Raw genomic sequence first — 21,317 nt, 5'->3', positions numbered from 1 at the left:
GCACTTCAGTTTATTCACTCTATGTGAACACGCAGAGCACAAAACGGTGATGACCCACGCCCGGCAGGGCGTTTCCTGCCGGGCATTAAGGTTACACGCCGTACTGTTCGCGATATGCGCGAACCGCAGCCAGGTGATCGGCCATCTCCGGCTTCTCTTCCAGATATGCAATCAAATCTTTCAGTGTGATAATTGAAATCACTTTGCAGCCGTAATCACGTTCCACTTCCTGAATCGCGGAGATATCAGCGCGGCCGCGCTCCTGACGATCCAGCGAAATCAGCACGCCAGCTAGCGTCGCGCCGTTGGCCTGGATAATTTCCATCGACTCGCGGATAGCAGTGCCCGCTGTGATGACGTCATCCACCAGCATCACACGGCCCTGTAACACGCTGCCGACCAGATTGCCGCCTTCACCGTGATCTTTCGCTTCTTTACGGTTAAAGCAGTACGGCACATCGCGTTCATGATGCTCCGCAAGCGCCACTGCGGTGGTAGTTGCAATCGGAATACCCTTATAAGCCGGGCCAAACAGCAGGTCGAAATCAATCCCGGAATCCACCAACGCTTCGGCGTAAAAACGGCCTAACAGAGCCAGATCACGCCCGGTATTAAACAGCCCGGCGTTGAAGAAATAGGGGCTTTTACGCCCGGATTTCAGCGTGAATTCGCCAAACTTCAGTACCTGCTTATTAAGCGCAAATTCAATAAACTGACGCTGATACGCTTTCATGGATTCGCTCCTCATCTCACTTTTCAATTTACAGATTACGCAAAATAGTTCGCGTAGCATCGCGAAGGCAACCAGAGACTGCGGCCAACAAAGAGGCTGCGTGAAGTATGACGCGCAAAAAAAAGGCGACTCTCAGTCGCCCTTAATAATTAATTCGCCAGCGACGCTTTCTGCGTCGCAATAATCGATTCGATTCCCCCTCTGGCCAGCGCCAGCAGGGTCAGTAACTCTTCATGGGAGAACGGTTCGCCTTCCGCCGTGCCCTGAACTTCAATCATGCGGCCATCTTCGGTCATCACCACGTTCATGTCGGTCCCGGCGGCGGAATCTTCCACATACTCAAGATCGCACACGGCCTCGCCGTTAACGATACCCACGGATACGGCGGCAACCATGCCTTTCATCGGGTTGGTTTTCAATTTCCCTGCCGCAACCAGTTTGTTCAGCGCATCCGCAAGCGCCACACAAGCACCGGTAATAGAAGCGGTACGGGTGCCGCCATCGGCCTGGAGTACGTCGCAGTCGAGCGTAATAGTGAATTCACCCAACGCGTTCAGATCAACCGCTGCACGCAGCGCACGGGCAATCAGGCGCTGGATTTCCATGGTGCGACCACCCTGTTTGCCTTTTGCGGCTTCACGCGCGTTGCGAGTATGGGTGGAACGCGGCAGCATGCCATATTCAGCGGTGATCCAACCCTGTCCCTGGCCTTTCAGGAAACGCGGTACGCCTTCTTCAATAGAGGCGGTGCACAGCACTTTGGTATCACCAAATTCAACCAGCACGGAACCTTCAGCGTGTTTTGTATAGTTACGGGTCAGGGTGACGGGACGTACCTGAGTGGCGCTACGGCCTGCTGGACGCATGATGATTTCTCCGGCTATTCGAATGTGGCTGCGCATTATACTGGCTTACCGTGGTTATTCCTATCCTGATAAGTCCACGAAAGCTATAATCCCCGCATCTCTCTTTAAAAACGGGAACGTCTATGATCCGCAGTATGACCGCCTACGCCCGGCGTGAAATCAAGGGTGAATGGGGCTCTGCCTCCTGGGAACTGCGCTCGGTAAACCAGCGTTATCTGGAAACTTACTTCCGCCTGCCGGAACAATTCCGCAGCCTTGAACCAGTTGTCCGTGAACGTCTTCGTACCCGTCTGACTCGCGGCAAAGTGGAATGCAACCTGCGTTTTGAACCCGATTCCAGCGCACAAGCGGAACTGATCCTCAACGAGAAACTGGCTAAACAGCTGGTATCTGCCGCCAACTGGGTCAAATTGCAGAGTGACGAAGGGGAAATTAATCCGGTCGATATCCTGCGCTGGCCTGGCGTGATGGCCGCGCAAGAACAGGATTTGGATGCCATTGCGGCACAAGTTCTCGCAGCGCTTGACGGTGCGCTGGATGACTTTATCGTCGCCCGTGAAACCGAAGGCCAGGCACTGAAAGTGCTCATTGAGCAGCGTCTGGAAGGCGTGAGTACCGAAGTCGCCAAAGTGCGCGCCCATATGCCAGAAATCCTGCAATGGCAGCGCGAGCGGCTGGTTGCTAAGCTCGAAGAGGCGCAGGTGCAACTGGAGAATAATCGCCTTGAGCAGGAACTGGTGATGATGGCGCAGCGTATCGATGTGGCCGAAGAGCTGGATCGGCTCGAAGCGCATGTAAAAGAGACCTACAATATTTTGAAGAAAAAAGAGGCCGTGGGTCGTCGCCTCGACTTTATGATGCAGGAGTTCAATCGTGAGTCGAATACACTGGCATCCAAATCGATTAATGCTGAAGTCACCAATTCCGCTATCGAGCTGAAAGTGTTGATTGAGCAGATGCGCGAGCAGATTCAGAATATCGAGTAGAGAACTCAGCTGTTTGATATATTTAATAACGCCCTGAAAAACGGGCGTTTTAGTAAAAATAATCTTTGAAGTGTGCCTGTAAGTATCCCGCTTAACCGGACCATTCATTTTCAGAAATCTTCCGACATACTGATTATGTTCCGGTGAAAAGATCGCTATGCGTAAAGCCGGATTCACCGACCACGGTAAATCCTTGTACCTTCTGTTTCGCCAGCCAGTCCGCCAGAGATGTAACTTCAGGCAGACTCAACCAACGCCGTATCTGACGGGCACGCTCGGCCCCCACGCCTGGCAACGCAAGCCATTCTTGTTCCGTCTTATCAACAAGTTCTTGCCAGAGGCTGATGCCCTGCGCATTTAATGCGGCCTTAGGTAAAGGGATGCCTAACGCATTAACCCAACGGATAAAAGGATATTGGCGTACCACGTTAAAACGATGCCAAAGCTTTAGCCCGCGAGCGGGAGAAATACCGGGCGTCGCCTGCAGTTGCTCCTTTGTTAATGCCAACCAGGAAAAGAGATGTTCGAAATGATGTGTCTGATGCAACATCCGCCAACCACTTTCTCCCAGCCCCTCGATCCCCAGTGCATTTGCAGAACTTAACCAAACCAGTCGCGCAATAAACTGTTCATGGCACTCTGCCGTGGTATAAAAACAGCTGTGCGATGAAAAAAGCGGTGCCGGTGGAACCGGTTTTTCGCGAACAAGGCTACGCCAAACCACGCGGTTAAGACGGGGAATACCCTGCCCGGCAAGGCTCACGGAAACCTGATCGCCTGGCGCAATATCCAGTTCATGCCAGCGTCGGACGGAACCAATATTTACCCTCTGGATGCGTTTATCATCCAGTTGCACAGGTTCAAGCTGTGCAACGACGGCAATTTTTCCGGTACGTCCAATGGCAAACTGAATGTTTTTTACGCTGGCGACTTCCTCTACCGGATCATATTTCCATGCCGCCACCCAGCTACCGTGCCCTGGCAGCCACGCCTTGCCCTGAGGTTCATCCCCCGAACGCACGACGATACCATCTGTCACGAAAGGCAAGGGGGAGGTAAACCAGCGGGCACGTATACGTTCCACATCCTGAACAGTATTGACTGGCACGCTGTAATCAAGCACCTCGTTAAATCCGCTCTTGCTCAGCACAACCAGCCGTTGTGCCAGCGTTGCCGGACCATCCGGCCAGGCCCAGACAAAGAAACCCATTTCCCGAAGCAGGTCTGAAGCGTCACGGCGCATCATCGCACCCGCAACCCTGGCTCGGGCATTTAAGCCGCCTGACTGTTTCTGGATATGGTTTTCACGATGCAGAAAGAGTTCGCCCTGCAAAATGCTGTTTGCCAGCTCACCGCTAACATTGTTGGGAATCGCCGGGATCGCGAGAGCTTTTGCCGTCCAGTCCTCACCCGCCAGCCCATTTCCTCGGCTGATAGCCTGTACCAGCTTGCCCTGGCGATAGACCAGCGTGAGCGCTACGCCATCCACTTTTGGCTGTACCCAGAGATCTTTTTTCCCTGACATCCACTGTTGCAACGCCTGCTTATTCGCCAGTTTTCGCACCCCGGTATGCGCAACCGGATGAGTGGTATTACCGCCAGGTGGTATTGATGAATTGGCGGATATTTCGAGCGAAAAGCAGCGCTGCCAATAGGCGAGCCGGGTGTTGAGCCTATCGTAAACATCGTCACTGACGTCGCTTGCTCCCGATTTCCAGTACGCCTCATTCCACTGCGCGAGCTGCTGCTGCAAACGGCTCACTTCCTCCTGCGCCCGCGAAGGCGACCAGACAGGGCAAGTTGCAAAGCTGAATATGCTCCATAGCAACAGACAAATTGCAGCTCCGGCTCTTCTCCACATAAACATTTCTCCCTCTTGATAGCGCAATCGTTATAACGCCAGAAAGGAACCGCTTTCGATCAATAAACAGAACGGTTGCGAGGCGGGTTCCGGAGATTCGCTACGGCGGTGAAAATTTGCAAACAAAACAGGAAAGCGGGCCGCAAAATGCCATACTGAGAGGGAAAAAGTGTGACAAATGCTACGTCACATAGCGCTGATGTGTATAATAGGCACGTATGTAAGTTTCCTTTCGCAATTCACATACAAAAGACTCTCATGGCTCAAGGCACGCTATATATTGTTTCCGCCCCCAGCGGCGCGGGTAAATCAAGCCTCATCCAGGCTTTGCTGAAAACCCAACCGTTATACGACACTCAGGTTTCTGTTTCGCACACCACGCGCGCACCTCGACCTGGTGAAGTGCATGGCGAGCACTATTTCTTTGTTACTCATGACGAATTTAAAGCCATGATTGATGATGACGCGTTTCTTGAGCATGCCGAAGTATTTGGCAACTTTTACGGCACTTCCCGCGCAGCCATTGAGCAAGTACTGTCGACCGGCGTGGATGTGTTCCTGGATATCGACTGGCAAGGTGCGCAGCAAATTCGCCGCCGCATGCCGCAGGCGCGCAGCATATTTATACTGCCGCCATCAAAGCTGGAGCTGGATCGCCGCCTGCGTGGACGCGGTCAGGACAGCGAAGAGGTAATTGCAAAGCGGATGGCGCAGGCCGTTGCGGAAATGAGCCATTACGCAGAATATGATTACCTGATTGTGAATGATGATTTCGATACCGCTCTGGGCGATCTGAAAACCATTATTCGCGCCGAACGCCTGCGTATGAGCCGCCAGAAGCAGCGACATGACGCTTTAATCAGCAAACTATTGGCAGACTGAGCCTGGTTTCAGTATCATGCCCAGTCATTTCTTCACCTGTGGAGCATTTTAAGTATGGCACGCGTAACTGTTCAGGACGCTGTAGAGAAAGTAGGTAACCGTTTTGACCTGGTGCTGGTCGCCGCGCGTCGCGCTCGTCAGATGCAGGTTGGCGGTAAAGATCCGTTAGTACCGGAAGAAAACGATAAAACCACCGTTATCGCGCTGCGCGAAATCGAAGAAGGTCTGATCAACAACCAGATCCTCGACGTGCGTGAGCGGCAGGAGCAGCAAGAGCAGGAAGCCGCAGAACTGCAGGCCGTTACCGCCATTGCTGAAGGTCGTCGTTAATTAACCTGCAGGTCACCCTTGTATCTGTTTGAAAGCCTGAATCAACTGATTCAAAACTATCTGCCTGAAGATCAAATCAAACGTCTCAGGCAGGCGTATCTCGTTGCACGTGACGCTCACGAGGGCCAGACACGTTCAAGCGGTGAACCCTATATCACGCACCCGGTAGCGGTGGCCTGTATTCTGGCCGAGATGAAACTCGACTACGAAACGTTGATGGCTGCGCTGCTGCATGACGTGATTGAAGATACCCCGGCCACTTACCAGGATATGGAACAACTGTTTGGCAAAACTGTTGCCGAGCTGGTGGAAGGGGTATCCAAACTTGATAAGCTCAAGTTTCAGGACAAAAAAGAAGCGCAGGCCGAAAACTTTCGCAAGATGATCATGGCGATGGTGCAGGATATCCGCGTCATTCTGATCAAACTGGCCGACCGCACACATAACATGCGTACACTGGGATCGCTTCGCCCGGACAAGCGCCGTCGCATCGCCCGTGAAACCCTCGAAATCTATAGCCCACTGGCACACCGTTTAGGTATTCACCACATCAAAACCGAGCTGGAAGAGCTGGGTTTCGAAGCGTTATACCCGAACCGTTATCGCGTGATTAAAGAAGTGGTGAAAGCCGCGCGCGGCAACCGCAAAGAGATGATCCAAAAAATCCTCTCGGAAATCGAAGGGCGTTTACAGGAAGCGGGCATTCCCTGCCGTGTCAGCGGACGTGAAAAGCACCTCTATTCCATCTATTGCAAGATGGTGATGAAGGAGCAACGCTTTCACTCCATCATGGATATTTACGCTTTCCGCGTTATCGTTCATGACCTGGATACCTGCTACCGCGTACTGGGCCAGATGCACAGCCTGTACAAACCGCGTCCCGGCCGCGTGAAAGATTACATCGCCATTCCGAAGGCGAACGGCTATCAATCCCTGCACACCTCGATGATTGGTCCGCATGGTGTACCAGTAGAGGTGCAGATCCGTACTGAAGATATGGATCAAATGGCGGAAATGGGGGTTGCAGCGCACTGGGCCTATAAAGAGCACGGTGAGAGCAGCACTACCGCGCAAATCCGCGCCCAGCGCTGGATGCAAAGTCTGCTGGAGCTGCAACAAAGCGCCGGTAGCTCATTTGAATTTATCGAGAGCGTTAAATCTGATCTCTTCCCCGATGAGATTTATGTTTTCACCCCGGAAGGCCGCATTGTCGAGTTGCCTGCGGGTGCGACGCCGGTGGATTTTGCCTATGCGGTACACACAGATATCGGCCATGCCTGCGTCGGCGCACGCGTTGACCGCCAGCCGTATCCGCTGTCGCAATCACTCGCCAGTGGCCAGACGGTAGAGATTATTACCGCGCCAGGCGCCCGCCCGAATGCCGCCTGGCTGAACTTTGTCGTCAGTTCAAAAGCCCGCGCGAAAATCCGTCAGATGCTGAAAAACCTCAAGCGTGACGACTCGGTAAGCCTCGGTCGCCGCCTGCTAAATCATGCGCTGGGCGGTAGTCGCAAGCTGGCCGAAATCCCGCAGGAACATATTCAGCGTGAGCTTGAGCGGATGAAGCTGGCGACGCTTGACGATCTTTTGGCTGAAATCGGCCTTGGTAACGCCATGAGCGTCGTGGTCGCGAAAAACCTGCAACAAGGGGAAGCGGTGCAAGCCGCGCCAACGCCGTCCAGTTCCAGCAGCAACGGTCATTTGCCGATTAAAGGCGCAGATGGCGTGCTGATCACCTTTGCCAAATGTTGCCGTCCAATCCCTGGCGACCCGATTGTCGCCCACGTCAGTCCGGGGAAAGGGCTGGTTATCCACCATGAGTCCTGTCGTAATATCCGTAGCTACCAGAAAGAGCCCGAGAAGTTTATGGCTGTGGAGTGGGATAAAGAGACCGCGCAGGAATTTATTACCGAAATCAAGGTGGATATGTTCAACCATCAAGGAGCGCTGGCCAACCTCACGGCGGCAATTAACACGGCCTCATCCAACATTCAGAGCCTGAATACGGAAGAGAAAGATGGCCGCGTGTACAGTGCTTTCATCCGACTGACGGCGCGCGATCGCGTCCATCTGGCGAATATCATGCGTAAAATCCGCGTGATGCCGGATGTGATAAAAGTCACCCGCAACCGAAACTAATTGTATGAATTCTCAACGTTATGCGCGTATTCGCGAAATGCTCGCCAGACGTCAGCCCGATCTGACAGTTTGCATGGAGCAGGTTCACAAGCCTCATAACGTCTCTGCCATTATCCGCACCGCAGACGCGGTCGGTGTGCATGAAGTCCACGCAGTCTGGCCGGGCAACCGCATGCGCACCATGGCCTCCGCCGCCGCTGGCAGTAATAGCTGGGTGGAAGTGAAAACACACCGTACTATTGGCGATGTTGTCGGTGTGCTGAAAGCGCGCGGCATGCAGGTGCTTGCCACGCATCTGTCGGACAAAGCGGTCGACTTTCGTGAGATCGACTACACGCGCCCGACCTGCATTCTGATGGGCCAGGAGAAAACCGGGATCACCCAGGAAGCCTTGGATCTGGCGGATCAGGACATCATCATTCCGATGATCGGCATGGTGCAATCACTCAACGTTTCCGTGGCCTCAGCATTAATTCTGTATGAAGCGCAGCGTCAGAGGCAAAACGCCGGTATGTACCAACGCGAAAACAGCATGCTGCCGGATGAAGAGCAGCAGCGCCTGCTGTTTGAAGGGGGCTACCCGGTACTGGCGAAAGTCGCAAAACGCAAAGGGCTGCCTTACCCGCACGTCAATTCGGAAGGTCAAATCGAAGCAGACCCCACGTGGTGGGCCACTATGCAGGCGGCAGGGTAACCGATGAAAGGTAAGCTGCTCGACACGGTGCCCTTAAGTTCGCTGACCGGCGTCGGCGCGGCACAGAGCAGCAAACTGGCGAAAATCGGCTTGCACACTGTGCAGGATCTGCTGCTTCATCTGCCGCTGCGTTACGAAGATCGCACCCAGCTTTACCCCATTGCTGACCTGCTGCCGGGCATCTACGCCACGGTGGAAGGCGAAGTGCTGAACTGCAATATCACTTTCGGCGGCCGTCGGATGATGACCTGCCAGATCAGCGACGGTTCCGGCATCCTCACTATGCGCTTTTTCAACTTCAACGCGGCGATGAAAAACAGCCTCACCGCAGGCCGCCGTGTACTGGCCTACGGCGAAGCAAAGCGCGGGAAGTATGGTGCGGAGATGATCCATCCGGAATACCGCCTACAGGGCGATCTCAGCACTCCCGCATTGCAAGAAACGCTTACGCCGGTTTACCCCACAACCGAAGGGATTAAGCAGGCGACATTGCGCAAACTGACCGACCAGGCGCTGGAACTGCTGGCGACCTGCGCCATCAGCGAACTGCTGCCGCCTGAGCTGGCACAGGGCATGATGAGCCTGCCGGAAGCGCTGCACACGCTGCATCGCCCGCCGCCGTCATTGCAGCTGGCCGAACTTGAAGCGGGTACACATCCAGCGCAGCGTCGTTTGATCCTTGAAGAATTACTGGCGCATAACCTGAGTATGCTGGCATTGCGCGCCGGGGCTCAGCGCTATCATGCGCAGCCGCTCGTTGCCAAAGATGAACTGAAGCATGGCCTGCTGGCATTGCTACCGTTTAAACCAACCGGCGCACAGGCGCGGGTCGTGGCAGAGATCGAGCGCGATATGACGCTGGATATCCCGATGATGCGCCTGGTACAGGGGGATGTCGGCTCCGGTAAAACGCTGGTTGCCGCACTGGCCGCGTTACGGGCAATTGCCAACGGTAAACAGGTGGCAATGATGGCTCCGACCGAACTGCTGGCTGAGCAGCACGCCAACAATTTCCGCAACTGGTTTGCGCCACTCGGTATCGAAGTAGGCTGGCTGGCGGGAAAACAAAAAGGGAAAGCGCGGCAGGCACAGCAGGATGCTATTGCTAATGGCGAAGTGCAAATGGTGGTCGGCACGCACGCTATTTTCCAGGAGCAGGTGCAGTTTAACGGCCTCGCGTTGGTGATTATTGATGAGCAACACCGCTTCGGCGTGCACCAGCGTCTGGCGCTGTGGGAGAAAGGCCAGCAGCAGGGTTTCCATCCGCACCAGTTAATCATGACCGCCACCCCGATTCCGCGCACGCTGGCGATGACTGCCTACGCCGACCTTGATACGTCGGTTATCGACGAGCTGCCACCGGGCCGCACACCGGTAACCACCGTCGCCATCCCGGATACGCGCCGCAATGATATTATCGATCGCGTGCGCAACGCCTGCATCGACGAAGGCCGCCAGGCATACTGGGTGTGCACACTGATTGAAGAGTCCGATTTACTGGAAGCGCAGGCGGCGGAAGCCACCTGGGAAGAGCTGAAGCTCGCGCTGCCAGAGCTGAATGTCGGGCTGGTGCATGGACGCATGAAGCCAGCGGAAAAGCAGGCAGTCATGCAGGCGTTCAAACAGGGTGAGTTGCATCTGCTTATCGCCACCACGGTCATTGAAGTCGGTGTGGATGTACCCAACTCCAGCCTGATGATTATCGAAAACCCGGAGCGTCTCGGTCTCGCGCAACTCCACCAGCTACGTGGGCGCGTGGGGCGTGGCGCGGTAGCGTCGCACTGCGTTTTGCTCTACAAATCCCCACTTTCAAAGACAGCGCAAAAACGCTTACAGGTGCTGCGCGACAGCAACGACGGTTTTGTTATTGCGCAAAAGGATCTGGAAATTCGCGGCCCCGGCGAGCTGCTCGGAACCCGCCAGACCGGTAATGCGGAATTCAAAGTCGCTGACCTGCTGCGCGACCAGGCGATGATCCCAGAAGTTCAGCGCGTCGCCCGCCATATTCACGAGCGTTATCCGCAGCTTGCAGAGGCATTGATCGAACGCTGGATGCCGGAAACAGAACGCTACTCCAACGCCTGAGTTTCAGGACCTTAGTCGATAGACAGAACATCCCTTATAAAAGTGTGATTTTAACATGGCAACCGTTTGCTTTTACCAAACAGTCCGATAAAATCAGCGCTTTTCCATCAGGGGATTGTCTGAGATGTCCTTAAATACCATCGAGTCCGAAAGTGCGCAACCGGTTGCGCAGACTCAACCCAGCGAGCTGATCTATCGCCTTGAAGACCGACCGCCGCTGGCGCAAACCCTGTTTGCCGCGCTGCAACACCTGCTGGCGATGTTTGTTGGCGTGATTACGCCCGGTCTGCTGATCTGCCAGGCTCTGGGGTTACCGGCTCAGGACACTCAGCACATCATCAGCATGTCGCTGTTCGCCTCTGGCGTCGCTTCCATCATTCAGATTAAAGCCTGGGGTCCGGTGGGTTCCGGTCTGCTGTCAATTCAGGGCACCAGTTTCAACTTCGTTGCGCCGTTGATTATGGGCGGCACGGCGCTGAAAACCGGCGGTGCGGATGTGCCAACCATGATGGCTGCGCTGTTCGGCACCCTGATGCTGGCAAGCTGTACCGAAATGGTTATCTCGCGCATTCTGCCGCTGGCACGTCGCATTATTACCCCGCTGGTCTCCGGTGTGGTGGTGATGATTATCGGCCTCTCGCTGATCCAGGTTGGCCTGACTTCCGTCGGCGGTGGTTTTGCCGCGATGGGCAACCACACTTTCGGCGCGCCAAAAAACCTGCTGCTGGCGGGCGTGGTGCTGGCAATTATTATTCTGCTCAACCGTCAGCGTAACCCGTACTTGCGTATTGCTTCTCTGGTGATCGCCATGGCGGTCGGTTATGTGCTGGCGCTGTTTATGGGCATGCTGCCGGAATATAGCGCACCCGCGAATGCCTTTATGGTGCCAACACCACTTTATTACGGCCTGAGCATTGACTGGAACCTGCTGCTGCCGCTGATGCTGGTGTTTATGATCACCTCACTGGAAACCATCGGCGATATCACCGCTACCTCTGACGTTTCCGAACAGCCCGTCGCCGGCCCGCTGTACATGAAACGCCTGAAAGGCGGTGTACTGGCGAACGGCATCAACTCGTTTGTTTCGGCGGTATTCAACACGTTCCCTAATTCCTGCTTTGGCCAGAACAACGGCGTCATTCAGTTGACTGGCGTTGCCAGCCGCTATATCGGTTTCTTCGTGGCGCTGATGCTGGTTGTGCTGGGCCTGTTCCCTGCAGTCAGCGCTTTCGTTCAGCAGTTACCTGAGCCAGTGCTGGGCGGCGCAACGCTGGTGATGTTCGGTACAATAGCCGCTTCCGGCGTGCGTATTGTCTCCCGCGAGCCCCTGAACCGCCGCGCAATTATGATTATTGCACTGTCGCTGGCCGTGGGCCTTGGCGTTTCCCAGCAGCCGCAGATCCTGCAATTCGCGCCGGACTGGCTGAAAAATCTGCTCTCCTCCGGTATCGCCGCAGGTGGTATCACCGCAATTGTATTGAATCTGATTTTTCCGTCAGAGAAAAACTGATCGCGCCACGGCAGCCGGGCTTACCGGCTGCCGCTGTCATCTCCTTTCATCATTCCGCCCTTGAGCATTGCGCATAAATCGTGCATAACTGCCTGATTGACACTTCGGGGATGGAAGATCATGAAATTTCTTGGAAAGCTGCTATTCGTTGTCGTTATCGCCCTGCTACTGGCGATAGTGGCCGCCTGGTTCCTGCTGCAAACGCGCTGGGGCGCGACTCAGGTCAGCAACTGGGTGAATAACAACAGCGACTATCACCTCACCTTTGACGTGATAGAACATCGCTTCTCCTCACCTTCCCATGTGTTACTGAAAAACGTCAGTTTCGGTCGCAAAGGCAACCCGGCGACGCTGGTTGCAAAAACGGTGGATATTGGCCTGAGCAGCCGCCAGTTGACCGATCCGCTGCACGCTGACACTATTTTGTTGCAGGATGGCACGCTCAATTTCTCCCCTTCTGCCGCGCCGCTTCCCTTCCAGGCCGATCGCCTGCAACTCAATAATATGGCGTTCAATAGCCCGACCACGGGCTGGGATCTGAGCGCGCAACGGGTGATGGGCGGCGTCTCGCCCTGGCAGCCGGTAGCCGGCAATGTGTTGGGTAGTAAAACACAAATCCAGATGAGCGCCGGTTCGCTGACGCTAAACGGCGTCCCGGCCAGCAACGTGCTTATTCAGGGCAGTATCGACAAAGATGTTGTTACCCTGACAACTATCGGCGCGGACATGGCGCGCGGCTCACTGACTGGCGATGCGAAGCGCACTGCCGATGGCGGCTGGGTGGTGAATAACCTGCGCCTGAACGATATTCGCCTGCAAAGTGATAAAACCCTGCTCGATTTCTTCAACCCGCTAACCACGCTGCCATCATTACAGATTGGCCGTGTCGATGTGACGGACGCGCGTTTACAGGGGCCGGGCTGGGCGGTTACCGATCTCGATCTGAGCCTGAGCAATTTAACGCTGATTAAAGGCGACTGGCAAAGCGACGATGGCAGGTTGTCGATGAACGCCAGCGAATTTATTTACGGTTCTCTGCACCTGTTCGACCCGATCCTGAATGCCAACTTCTCTGCGCAGGGAATTGCACTACAACAGTTCACCTCGCGCTGGGAAAACGGCATGGTGCGAACCTCCGGTAACTGGTATCGCACAGGTCATGCGCTGGTGCTCGACGACGCCGCGTTCGCCGGGCTGGAGTACACGCTGCCGGAAAACTGGAAACAACTGTGGATGGACGATCTGCCGCCGTGGCTGAACACGGTCACGCTGAAAAAATTCAGCGCCAGCCGCAACCTGGTGATTGATATCGATCCGATGTTCCCGTGGCAGCTCACCGCACTGGATGGTTATGGCGACAACCTGCAACTGGTGCGCGAAGGAAAATGGGGTATATGGGGCGGTAGCGCTAAACTGAATGCCGCTGCGGCAACATTCAACCGCGTCGACGTGCGCCGCCCGTCGCTAGCGCTGAATGCCAACAGCAACATGGTCAATATTACCGAGCTGAGTGCTTTCACCGACAAGGGGTTGCTGGAGGCTAAAGCCGTGGTCTCACAAACGCCGGATCGCAGCGTCAATGTCAGCCTGAACGGACGCGGCGTACCGCTGAATATGCTCCAGGAGTGGGGCTGGCCAGCGTTACCCATTAGCGGCGATGGAAACCTGCAACTGACCGCCAGCGGCAGTGTACGTGCCGATGCGCCGCTGAAGCCCAGCGTCAACGGGGAGTTATCTGCGGTGAACGAACAGAAACAGCAGGTAAAACAGATCATGCACGGCGGTGTGGTTTCGGGCGGTGTGGTTGCACCACCGGCTGAACCAGCACCCTAAGGCCTGGCCAGCAACAACATCCCTCGGGGGAATTGCATGCCGGGCTGCCGCCCGGCAACGTCCTTCAAAGCGTAATATGCACTTCATTACCCTGTGGTGTAATTACCACGCCCAGTTCACTGCCGGACTGCGCTGCACCCTGTACACCAGCAATCTGCGCGATATTGCGCAGGCACAGTGTCCAGTTACATCCTGTACCGTCAGCCAGCAGCGTAATCACACCATTTGCACGTTTCGCCTGCAGACGGAAAATCACTATGCCGCTGGCATCCGGTACTTCGCACAATGCTTCGTGCCCGTCATCCAGAGCGAAAAGCTGGAATACTGTGCCCTCATGCCAGGCATAATCCGGGCGCTGATCGTTATTGCCCAGCGCCAGCAGTGTGTTGTCGCGCACGTAAACCGGCAGGCTCATAAAGCCGTGGCGCTGTTTATGCCAGCGGTTGCCTACCAGCTCGTCGTTATGCCACAAGTGCGTCCAGCGACCTTCCGGCAGGTAAAATTGTACATCACCCGCTTCGCTGAACACTGGCGCAATGAGCAATGCATCACCGAGCATATACTGCCTGTCGAGATAGTCGCAGGCTGGATCCTCCGGGAAGGCCAGCACCATGGCACGCATCATCGGCACGCCAGATTCATGTGCCTGCGCAGCCTGGCGATAAAGGTACGGCATCAGGCGACATTTCAACTGTGTGAAATGGCGCACCACATCGCAGGACTCTTCATCGTACGCCCACGGCACGCGGTAGGATTTGCTACCGTGCAGACGGCTGTGGCTCGAGAATAACCCGAACGCGCACCAGCGTTTGTAGACATGCGCTGGCGCAGTATTTTCGAAGCCGCCAATATCGTGGCTCCAGAACCCAAAACCAGAAAGTCCAATGGATAACCCACCGCGCAGGCTTTCGGCCATCGATTCGTAGTTGGCGTAGCAGTCGCCGCCCCAATGAACCGGAAACTGTTGCGCACCCACGGAAGCCGAGCGGGCAAACAGCACCGCTTCCTGCTCGCCGACTGTCTCTTTCAGGACGTTCCACACCAGTTCGTTGTAGATGTACGCATAATGGTTGTGCATCTTCTGCGGGCTCGCGCCGTTATGCCACGCCACATCGGTCGGAATGCGTTCGCCGAAGTCAGTTTTGAAGCAGTCCACGCCCATCGCCACCAGATCTTTGAGCTTATTGGCATACCACTGGCAGGCTTGCGGGTTGGTAAAGTCATAAATCGCCAGCCCCGGCTGCCATTTGTCCCACTGCCACAGCGAGCCATCCGGGCGTTTCAGCAGGTAGCCCTTCTCTTTCAATTCGTGGAAGACCGGTGATTTCTGCCCGATGTAGGGGTTGATCCAGACACAGATTTTCAGCCCGCGCGCTTTTAGCCGCTTCATCATGCCCGCCGGATCCGGGAAGGTTAGCGGGTCCCATTCGAAATCGCACCACTGGAAGGCCTTCATCCAGAAGCAGTCAAAATGGAACACATGCAGCGGCAACTGGCGTTCGGCCATGCCATCGATAAAGCTGTTCACCGTCGTTTCGTCGTAATTGGTGGTGAACGAGGTGGTCAGCCACAGGCCAAATGACCATGCAGGTGGCAGCGCCGGGCGACCGGTGAAGCGGGTATAGCGATCCAGTACCGCCTGCGGCGTCGGACCGTCGATAACGAAATACTCCAGGTATTCGCCCTCAACGCTGAACTGTACTTTGGAGACCTTCTCTGAACCGATTTCAAACTCCACGGCTTCCGGGTGATTAACCAGCACGCCATAACCGCGATTGGTCAGGTAGAAGGGGATATTTTTGTACGACTGCTCGGTGCTGGTGCCACCATCACGGTTCCAGGTTTCCACCATCTGGCCGTTGCGCACCAGCGCGGTAAAGCGCTCACCGAGACCATATACCGTTTCGCCTACGCCGAGATCCAGACGCTCGAACAGGTAGTTGCGCCCACGGTTGCTATCCTGCACATAGCCGTTATTTTTCAACTGGCTGCCGGTGATGCGCTCACCGTCGCGCAGAAAATCGATCGCCCAGTTATCGCCTTTTCCCACGCGAACGCGAAGCGAGCCGCTTTGCAACTCGGCAAAGGCTTCCGTGTTGTTTATCTCCACATTAACGTTTTGCTCAACGTTAAGTGGGAAGTGCGGGCCGTTATCCAGCGCGCCCTGAAAGTGCTCAATGCGTACGCCGATAATCCCTTCCTGCGGCGAGAAAAAGCGCAGCGTAAATAAAGGCGTATCCAGTTGCCAGGTGCGTTCACGCACGTCACGCGGGGCGGCATAGACCACCATCTCATTGCCCTGCTGTTCAACCTCAAATACCTGAACCGGTTGAATTACCGTCAACCCCGGCTGGATAAGCCAGTTGCCATCACTAATTTTCATCTGTCACTCCTTACAGTAATTCTTCCCGGGCAGAAACATGACCCACAACCTGATCGCCGCGATGCTCGCCACGCGCCAGTTGCGCCATGATCGATTTCAGGAACGGGGTTTTCAGCGTGTAAAAACGTTTGGCGATCACGGCGCTGAGCAGATAACAGAGCGCCGGAACCAGCGTGAACAGGGCAATAATGATACTGATGGTGGTGCTGTTCTGGCTCTGTGCTGCGGCATTGTAACCACCACCGGCCAGCGCCCAGCCAATCAACGCACCGCCTAATGCGAGGCCGAGCTTCAGCACAAACAGCGTACCGGCAAAGCTGATGCCGGTAAGGCGCTTGCCGTTGCACCATTCTCCGTAATCGACGGTGTCGGACATCATCACCCACTGGATTGGTGTCACCAGTTGGTGCAGCACGCCGATGACAAAAATAAAGATAAACATAGTGACACTGGCCTGGATTGGCACGAAAAACATAGCGATGCTGAGCACGGTGAGCGCGGCATTGGCCCACCAGAAGATAGTGACTTTGCATTTCCAGTCGGTCAGCGGTTTCGCCAGCGCGCTGCCAATCAGATTGCCGACGCAGTAGGTGGTGAGAAACACGGTAAAGATGGTGGCATCGCCCATTATCCAGGTGACGTAATACATCATCGCGCCACCGCGCACGCAGACGGCGAGGATATTGAGAATGGTCAGCAAACCGACGATGCGCCACTGGTCGTTCTGCCAGATGTCACGCAGATCTTCACGCATTGAGGTGGTGCTCGGCGGTGCCTGGATACGCTCTTTGGTGGTGAAGAAACAGAATGCCAGCATCATAAAGGCAACCACCGAGAGCACCGCAATCCCGCCCTGGAAACCGGCGACTTTATCTTCGCCGCCCATTAATTTCACCAGCGGCATCATCAGCACTGTGGAGAGCATTCCGCCTGCGGTGGCCAGCACGAAGCGCCAGGATTGCAGCGAGATGCGCTGTGTTGGGTCATTGGTGATAACGCCGCCGAGCGCGCAATAAGGGATATTAACCACGGTGTAAAGCAGGGTGAGTAACGTATAAGTTACAGCGGCATAAATCATTTTGCCGCTCATACTGAGATCCGGCGTGCTGTAGGCCAACACGCAGACCACGCCAAACGGCAGTGCGCCGAAGATGATCCACGGGCGGAATTTCCCCCAACGGCTGCGCGTGCGATCGGCAAGCAGCCCCATACACGGGTCAGAAATGGCATCTAACGCGCGCGCCAGCAGGAACATGGTGCCGACAAACCCGGCGGGAATACCGAAGATATCGGTATAGAAAAACATCATGTACAACATCACGTTATCGAAGACGATATGGCTGGCGGCATCGCCCATCCCGTAGCCAATTTTTTCTTTCACGGAAATAATCTGACTGTCCATTTATGTTTCCTTTACGCGTGAAAAGTGCACAGAGAGCGGTTTCACACGTTGTAAACGATTGGTTTTCAGCCGGGTATTGCGATTTCTTGTTATCAATTTACGTTTATTCTTTTCTGTGATCGCACCCCTTTTCGCCGGAGCGAAGCGGCTAAGCGATGGAAAAGATAAGGATTTATCTTAAACAGCCGATTTTACTGGCAGCACAATGAGAAAAATTCTGATGAGGGTATGTGGTAAATGACTGAAAGTAGCTATAATGCGCCCCGCCTCCATGTAGCAATGCAGGCGCGGAAGATCGTCATCTCCGGTGAGGTGGCTGGACTTCAAATCCAGTTGGGGCCGCCAGCGGTCCCGGGCAGGTTCGACTCCTGTGATCTTCCGCCAAAGTTGCCTAAACCATATCGTTGAATGCAGGTCATTTTTTATTTGATAGATATCTCAATGCATTTATCAAGTCATGCAATCCTTGATTAAAATCAGTTCTAAAATCGGCATATTTTCTTGTTTTTAAAAGGTCAGGAATAACACAATCTTGGTATAAAAGAGGAAGAACATTTACATTACCACTTTCTATTTCAGACCAATATTTTATCTGCCATTCGCGTTCTACCCATTTTGAATTTACAGAATTCTCAGATAAAATCACGATAATAAAATCGGCATCATGCAAACCTGAGGAGATTTTTTCAGGAATAGATTCTCCAACACTAATTTCCCATTCATCTAACCATGGGACAAATCCATTCGCTTCTAGATCCATACATAGTTTTTTAGCAAAAGGCTTATCAAAAGATGAATGTGAAATGAAAATCTTGGAACCAGTTTGTTTTCTCTCATATCGTTGTTCGACAAGTTTTTCTAAAAGATATGTCTCTACTAAATGTAACTCAGACAAATACTCTGTTAAATCCCCTTGCACAGATTGTCTTAATTCAAATAGTGCGCAAAGGCGATAAAGCTCATCTTTTCGACTCATTAAATCATTTATCGTCACATGCTCTAAAAAATAATGTGGAATATAACAGTGGGTTGGAGAAACAAAGAAATTACCAAAATAGACTATTGCATAATATCCGTCTTCTTCAACATCATCATATTCTTTTTCTACAAATGCATCATCATCATAATAAACAATCTTTCCTTTAAATTGACCACCTGTTATTTTCACAACACCATAATCGCCTTCTCCAATTACCATAAATACTCCACTAAATATTTTAACTAATTAAGTCACCCTTTTGGAGATATCCCCTTAGCCCGCAAAGCCTCCCTCGCCAGCTCTTTTAACCAACTGGCGAGGCTTACCCCTTCTTCTGCTGCTACAGCATCGAGCTGTTCCTTCAACGCCGGATCAATACGCATTTTGAACTGGGGTGACTGACCACCGCCTTTCGGTTTTTTCTCGCGTGATATGGTTGACATGGGGCCACCTATTTAACTATTCTCACCTTATAGGAGGCCACCTAAAAGCAATCCTTCCTATCATTGCGACGCCCCGAAAGTGCAGGAACACAACCGGAGCGTCTAACCATCCCCAACTATCAAGGAGTTGATAATGGCTGATCCGCATTCTACCCCAGACTTCACGCCCACCGGAACCGAGCACAGTGTAATTGTGCGCTATCGCCCGAATCAGGGCGACACCAGTACACCGTGCATTACTCTTTCCGGCAAATGGCTTCGCGATGCCGGGTTTGATACCGGGCAACATTTGCTGGTGAAGGTGATGCAGGGCTGCATCGTATTAATCAAACACAGCGAGAAGGAAGAGTGGCTGGCAAGCGAACTGGATAAAACCCGCAGACAGCTCAGGGAAGTGAAAAGCGTTATGAAAAACGCCTATCTGCAATCAAAGCCTAACTGAGCGCCCTTTCACTCTCTTCATGGTGGCTGCGCTAATGAAATGCAGTATGAGTATCAGGCATACTGCATCGCTTATTCAGCAATCAGAACGGCAAATGAACGCTTAACCCCATTTCCGCAGGTGAATTTATCGTGTTAGCGTTCGAGTCATTCCGATCTCTGTTGTTCCTTATTCCATGGCGTTGCTCAGGAAAAATCCGCCCATAGCCGAAGCTTGCCGCAATGTAAGCAACGGAAGAGATATCCCTGGCAGTCGCCGCCGTCGAGCAAGTGTTCCGGTAATTTCTCATAATCCATGCCGAAGGCATCGCAATCAGCCCGAATATCCGCGAACTGATCGAGTTTGTCGGCAATATCTTGCCAGCCGACGTAGCCGATAAATGCGCAGAAATCATTACAATGCGCCAGCCAGTACTCCTGCTGCCAGCCACAATAGCCCGGTGTTCTCTGTGTCAGCTCCTGCAAACTGGCTTCCGGCCACGGATTTTTGAAACCGGTAAATTCACCCTCGTTATCAAACAGGCTTTCCACACCTTCAATGCTGGACTTATCGTGAAAGCTGCCGCTAAATTTTTGCGCGGCGGAGCCATCCGCTATGCACCATGGGCAAAGGGTATCGACATCTGCGATGGTGTAAAACGGGTTGGTGTAATACACGTCCGTTAGCTGTTCACAGCAAGCGCAATTCACCGTTTTTCTTTGTGAAAAGACGCCCGTATCCAGGGGCTGAGGGTGGTACTTAAATACCGGGAGAGAACGGTTGGTCTGAGCCATAAAAACATCCTGTTTAGTGGTTTATACCCGTCATACTTCAAGTTGCATGTGCGTTGGCTTTTTTATTCGGCTCATCCCTGAGCCTTACCCCTTCGGGGCCGCTGCTTACAGCGTTCAAATCTGCTCCCGGCAGATTTGTCGCTCACCCCCGTCACTTACTGAAGTAAGCTCCTGGGGATTACTGAGAGACATCCTGTCTCTCACCGGAGGCCAACCTTCGGTTGGGCAAATTCGTTCCCGACGAATTTGTCGCTGCGTCGCCGCCTTCCTGCAACTCGAATTATTTAGGGTATAGATTAACGCGTAACATGCCACCCACGCGCACGCCAGAGTTCCGGCAGTTGCGCTAAATCAGTGAACATCGTCACTTTAGGGTGATCAATGGGTTTGTTATGCGGATCGGCACAGAAGTAATAGACTTCCATCCCTGCAGCGATCCCTGATTGTGCCCCAGCAGAGGAATCGTCCACCAGAATACAGTTCGCAGGATCAACATTCAGCGCTCTGGCTGCATGGTACATTAACGCCGGATCGGGCTTCCAGCGCTGGATGTCATAACCGCTAAACAGTTTTTCAGGAAAGTGATGTAGCATGCCTAATTTACCCAATGAGTGTTGCATTTTGCTGACCGGGCCATTAGAAACCACACACATCGGTACACTCACGACGTCCAGCAATGCGTTCGCCCCGGCAATCACCTCCAGTTCACTGTCGAACAGGCGCGCCACTTCCCCACGATAAATGGGCTCAAGCTCCTCTTTCGCCAGGCTTACACCTCGCTCCTCGGCGATGACATCGATAATTTCGTATAATTTCATACCTTTAAAGCGTTTGAAGACCTCTTCCAGATCCAGCGTGATGCCAAACGCTTTAAACATATGCACATAGGCGCGGGAACAAATCACTTCACTATCGACCAGGGTGCCGTCACAGTCGAAAAATATTGCATCAATGTGGGACATGCCATTTCCTGTTA

General features: G+C 53.8%; 18 protein-coding genes and 1 tRNA gene. 10 read left to right on the top strand and 9 right to left on the bottom strand.

The window, feature by feature from the left end:
• Positions 1 to 91: 91 nt before the first annotated feature.
• Complete coding sequence (pyrE, locus tag BM427_RS18630) at positions 92 to 733, bottom strand: orotate phosphoribosyltransferase (RefSeq protein ID WP_090124023.1); 642 nt, start codon at positions 731 to 733, stop codon at positions 92 to 94.
• A gap of 149 nt (positions 734 to 882) precedes the next feature.
• Positions 883 to 1,599, bottom strand: a complete 717-nt coding sequence (gene rph / locus BM427_RS18625) for a ribonuclease PH (RefSeq protein WP_090124020.1) — start codon at positions 1,597 to 1,599, stop codon at positions 883 to 885.
• 122 nt (positions 1,600 to 1,721) lie between these two features.
• Between rph and BM427_RS18615 the strand changes: the two genes are divergently transcribed.
• Positions 1,722 to 2,585 (top strand): YicC/YloC family endoribonuclease, encoded by an 864-nt coding sequence (locus tag BM427_RS18615; protein ID WP_090124017.1) that lies wholly within the window; start codon positions 1,722 to 1,724, stop codon positions 2,583 to 2,585.
• A gap of 133 nt (positions 2,586 to 2,718) precedes the next feature.
• Here the strand turns inward: BM427_RS18615 and ligB are convergent, their stop codons facing one another.
• Entirely contained in the window at positions 2,719 to 4,452 is a 1,734-nt protein-coding gene (ligB, locus tag BM427_RS18610) for an NAD-dependent DNA ligase LigB (RefSeq protein ID WP_090124014.1), read from the bottom strand.
• Between the two features lie 252 nt (positions 4,453 to 4,704).
• On the opposite strand from ligB, the gene gmk reads away from it, so the two are divergent.
• The 7 genes from gmk to BM427_RS18575 all read left to right on the top strand — a co-directional run bounded on the left by gmk (position 4,705) and on the right by BM427_RS18575 (position 13,919).
• The gene (gene gmk, locus BM427_RS18605; protein ID WP_090124011.1) at positions 4,705 to 5,328 is read left to right on the top strand and encodes a guanylate kinase; all 624 of its coding nucleotides are present in this window, start codon (positions 4,705 to 4,707) and stop codon (positions 5,326 to 5,328) included.
• Between the two features lie 54 nt (positions 5,329 to 5,382).
• Positions 5,383 to 5,658 (top strand): DNA-directed RNA polymerase subunit omega, encoded by a 276-nt coding sequence (rpoZ, locus tag BM427_RS18600; protein WP_007369481.1) that lies wholly within the window; start codon positions 5,383 to 5,385, stop codon positions 5,656 to 5,658.
• Positions 5,659 to 5,676: 18 nt separating this feature from the next.
• On the top strand, positions 5,677 to 7,797 hold the full coding sequence (spoT, locus tag BM427_RS18595; protein WP_090124008.1) for a bifunctional GTP diphosphokinase/guanosine-3',5'-bis pyrophosphate 3'-pyrophosphohydrolase: 2,121 nt from the start codon (positions 5,677 to 5,679) through the stop codon (positions 7,795 to 7,797).
• Between the two features lie 4 nt (positions 7,798 to 7,801).
• Positions 7,802 to 8,491, top strand: coding sequence for a tRNA (guanosine(18)-2'-O)-methyltransferase TrmH (gene trmH, locus BM427_RS18590; RefSeq protein ID WP_090124006.1), 690 nt, complete (start codon positions 7,802 to 7,804; stop codon positions 8,489 to 8,491).
• 3 nt (positions 8,492 to 8,494) lie between these two features.
• Entirely contained in the window at positions 8,495 to 10,576 is a 2,082-nt protein-coding gene (gene recG, locus BM427_RS18585; protein ID WP_090124003.1) for an ATP-dependent DNA helicase RecG, read from the top strand.
• A gap of 124 nt (positions 10,577 to 10,700) precedes the next feature.
• Positions 10,701 to 12,086, top strand: coding sequence for a nucleobase:cation symporter-2 family protein (locus tag BM427_RS18580; RefSeq protein WP_090124002.1), 1,386 nt, complete (start codon positions 10,701 to 10,703; stop codon positions 12,084 to 12,086).
• Positions 12,087 to 12,206: 120 nt separating this feature from the next.
• Positions 12,207 to 13,919, top strand: a complete 1,713-nt coding sequence (locus BM427_RS18575) for an AsmA family protein (RefSeq protein WP_090124000.1) — start codon at positions 12,207 to 12,209, stop codon at positions 13,917 to 13,919.
• 64 nt (positions 13,920 to 13,983) lie between these two features.
• On the opposite strand, the gene yicI is transcribed toward BM427_RS18575, so the two are convergent.
• Positions 13,984 to 16,302, bottom strand: a complete 2,319-nt coding sequence (gene yicI / locus BM427_RS18570; protein WP_090123999.1) for an alpha-xylosidase — start codon at positions 16,300 to 16,302, stop codon at positions 13,984 to 13,986.
• A 10-nt stretch (positions 16,303 to 16,312) separates the two neighbouring features.
• Positions 16,313 to 17,704 (bottom strand): glycoside-pentoside-hexuronide family transporter, encoded by a 1,392-nt coding sequence (locus BM427_RS18565; protein WP_090123997.1) that lies wholly within the window; start codon positions 17,702 to 17,704, stop codon positions 16,313 to 16,315.
• A 289-nt stretch (positions 17,705 to 17,993) separates the two neighbouring features.
• Here BM427_RS18565 and BM427_RS18560 point away from each other — a divergent pair.
• Positions 17,994 to 18,088: transfer RNA gene (locus tag BM427_RS18560), tRNA-Sec, on the top strand.
• Positions 18,089 to 18,119: 31 nt separating this feature from the next.
• On the opposite strand, the gene BM427_RS18555 is transcribed toward BM427_RS18560, so the two are convergent.
• Positions 18,120 to 18,902: a toll/interleukin-1 receptor domain-containing protein gene (locus BM427_RS18555; RefSeq protein WP_090123996.1), complete on the bottom strand. Its 783-nt coding sequence runs from the start codon at positions 18,900 to 18,902 to the stop codon at positions 18,120 to 18,122.
• 32 nt (positions 18,903 to 18,934) lie between these two features.
• On the bottom strand, positions 18,935 to 19,126 hold the full coding sequence (locus BM427_RS18550) for a toxin-antitoxin system HicB family antitoxin (protein ID WP_090123994.1): 192 nt from the start codon (positions 19,124 to 19,126) through the stop codon (positions 18,935 to 18,937).
• Between the two features lie 133 nt (positions 19,127 to 19,259).
• On the opposite strand from BM427_RS18550, the gene BM427_RS18545 reads away from it, so the two are divergent.
• Positions 19,260 to 19,568, top strand: coding sequence for a SymE family type I addiction module toxin (locus tag BM427_RS18545; RefSeq protein WP_090123993.1), 309 nt, complete (start codon positions 19,260 to 19,262; stop codon positions 19,566 to 19,568).
• Positions 19,569 to 19,753: 185 nt separating this feature from the next.
• On the opposite strand, the gene cbrC is transcribed toward BM427_RS18545, so the two are convergent.
• Together cbrC and yieH are read right to left on the bottom strand one after the other, a co-directional pair.
• Positions 19,754 to 20,341 (bottom strand): PF03691 family colicin E2 tolerance protein CbrC, encoded by a 588-nt coding sequence (gene cbrC / locus BM427_RS18540; RefSeq protein ID WP_090123991.1) that lies wholly within the window; start codon positions 20,339 to 20,341, stop codon positions 19,754 to 19,756.
• A gap of 296 nt (positions 20,342 to 20,637) precedes the next feature.
• Complete coding sequence (yieH, locus tag BM427_RS18535; protein ID WP_090123990.1) at positions 20,638 to 21,303, bottom strand: 6-phosphogluconate phosphatase; 666 nt, start codon at positions 21,301 to 21,303, stop codon at positions 20,638 to 20,640.
• Positions 21,304 to 21,317 lie beyond the last annotated feature (14 nt).

The organism is Kosakonia arachidis (assembly GCF_900116535.1).
GTDB lineage: Bacteria > Pseudomonadota > Gammaproteobacteria > Enterobacterales > Enterobacteriaceae > Kosakonia > Kosakonia arachidis.
This window is presented reverse-complemented; position numbering and strand designations above follow the sequence as displayed.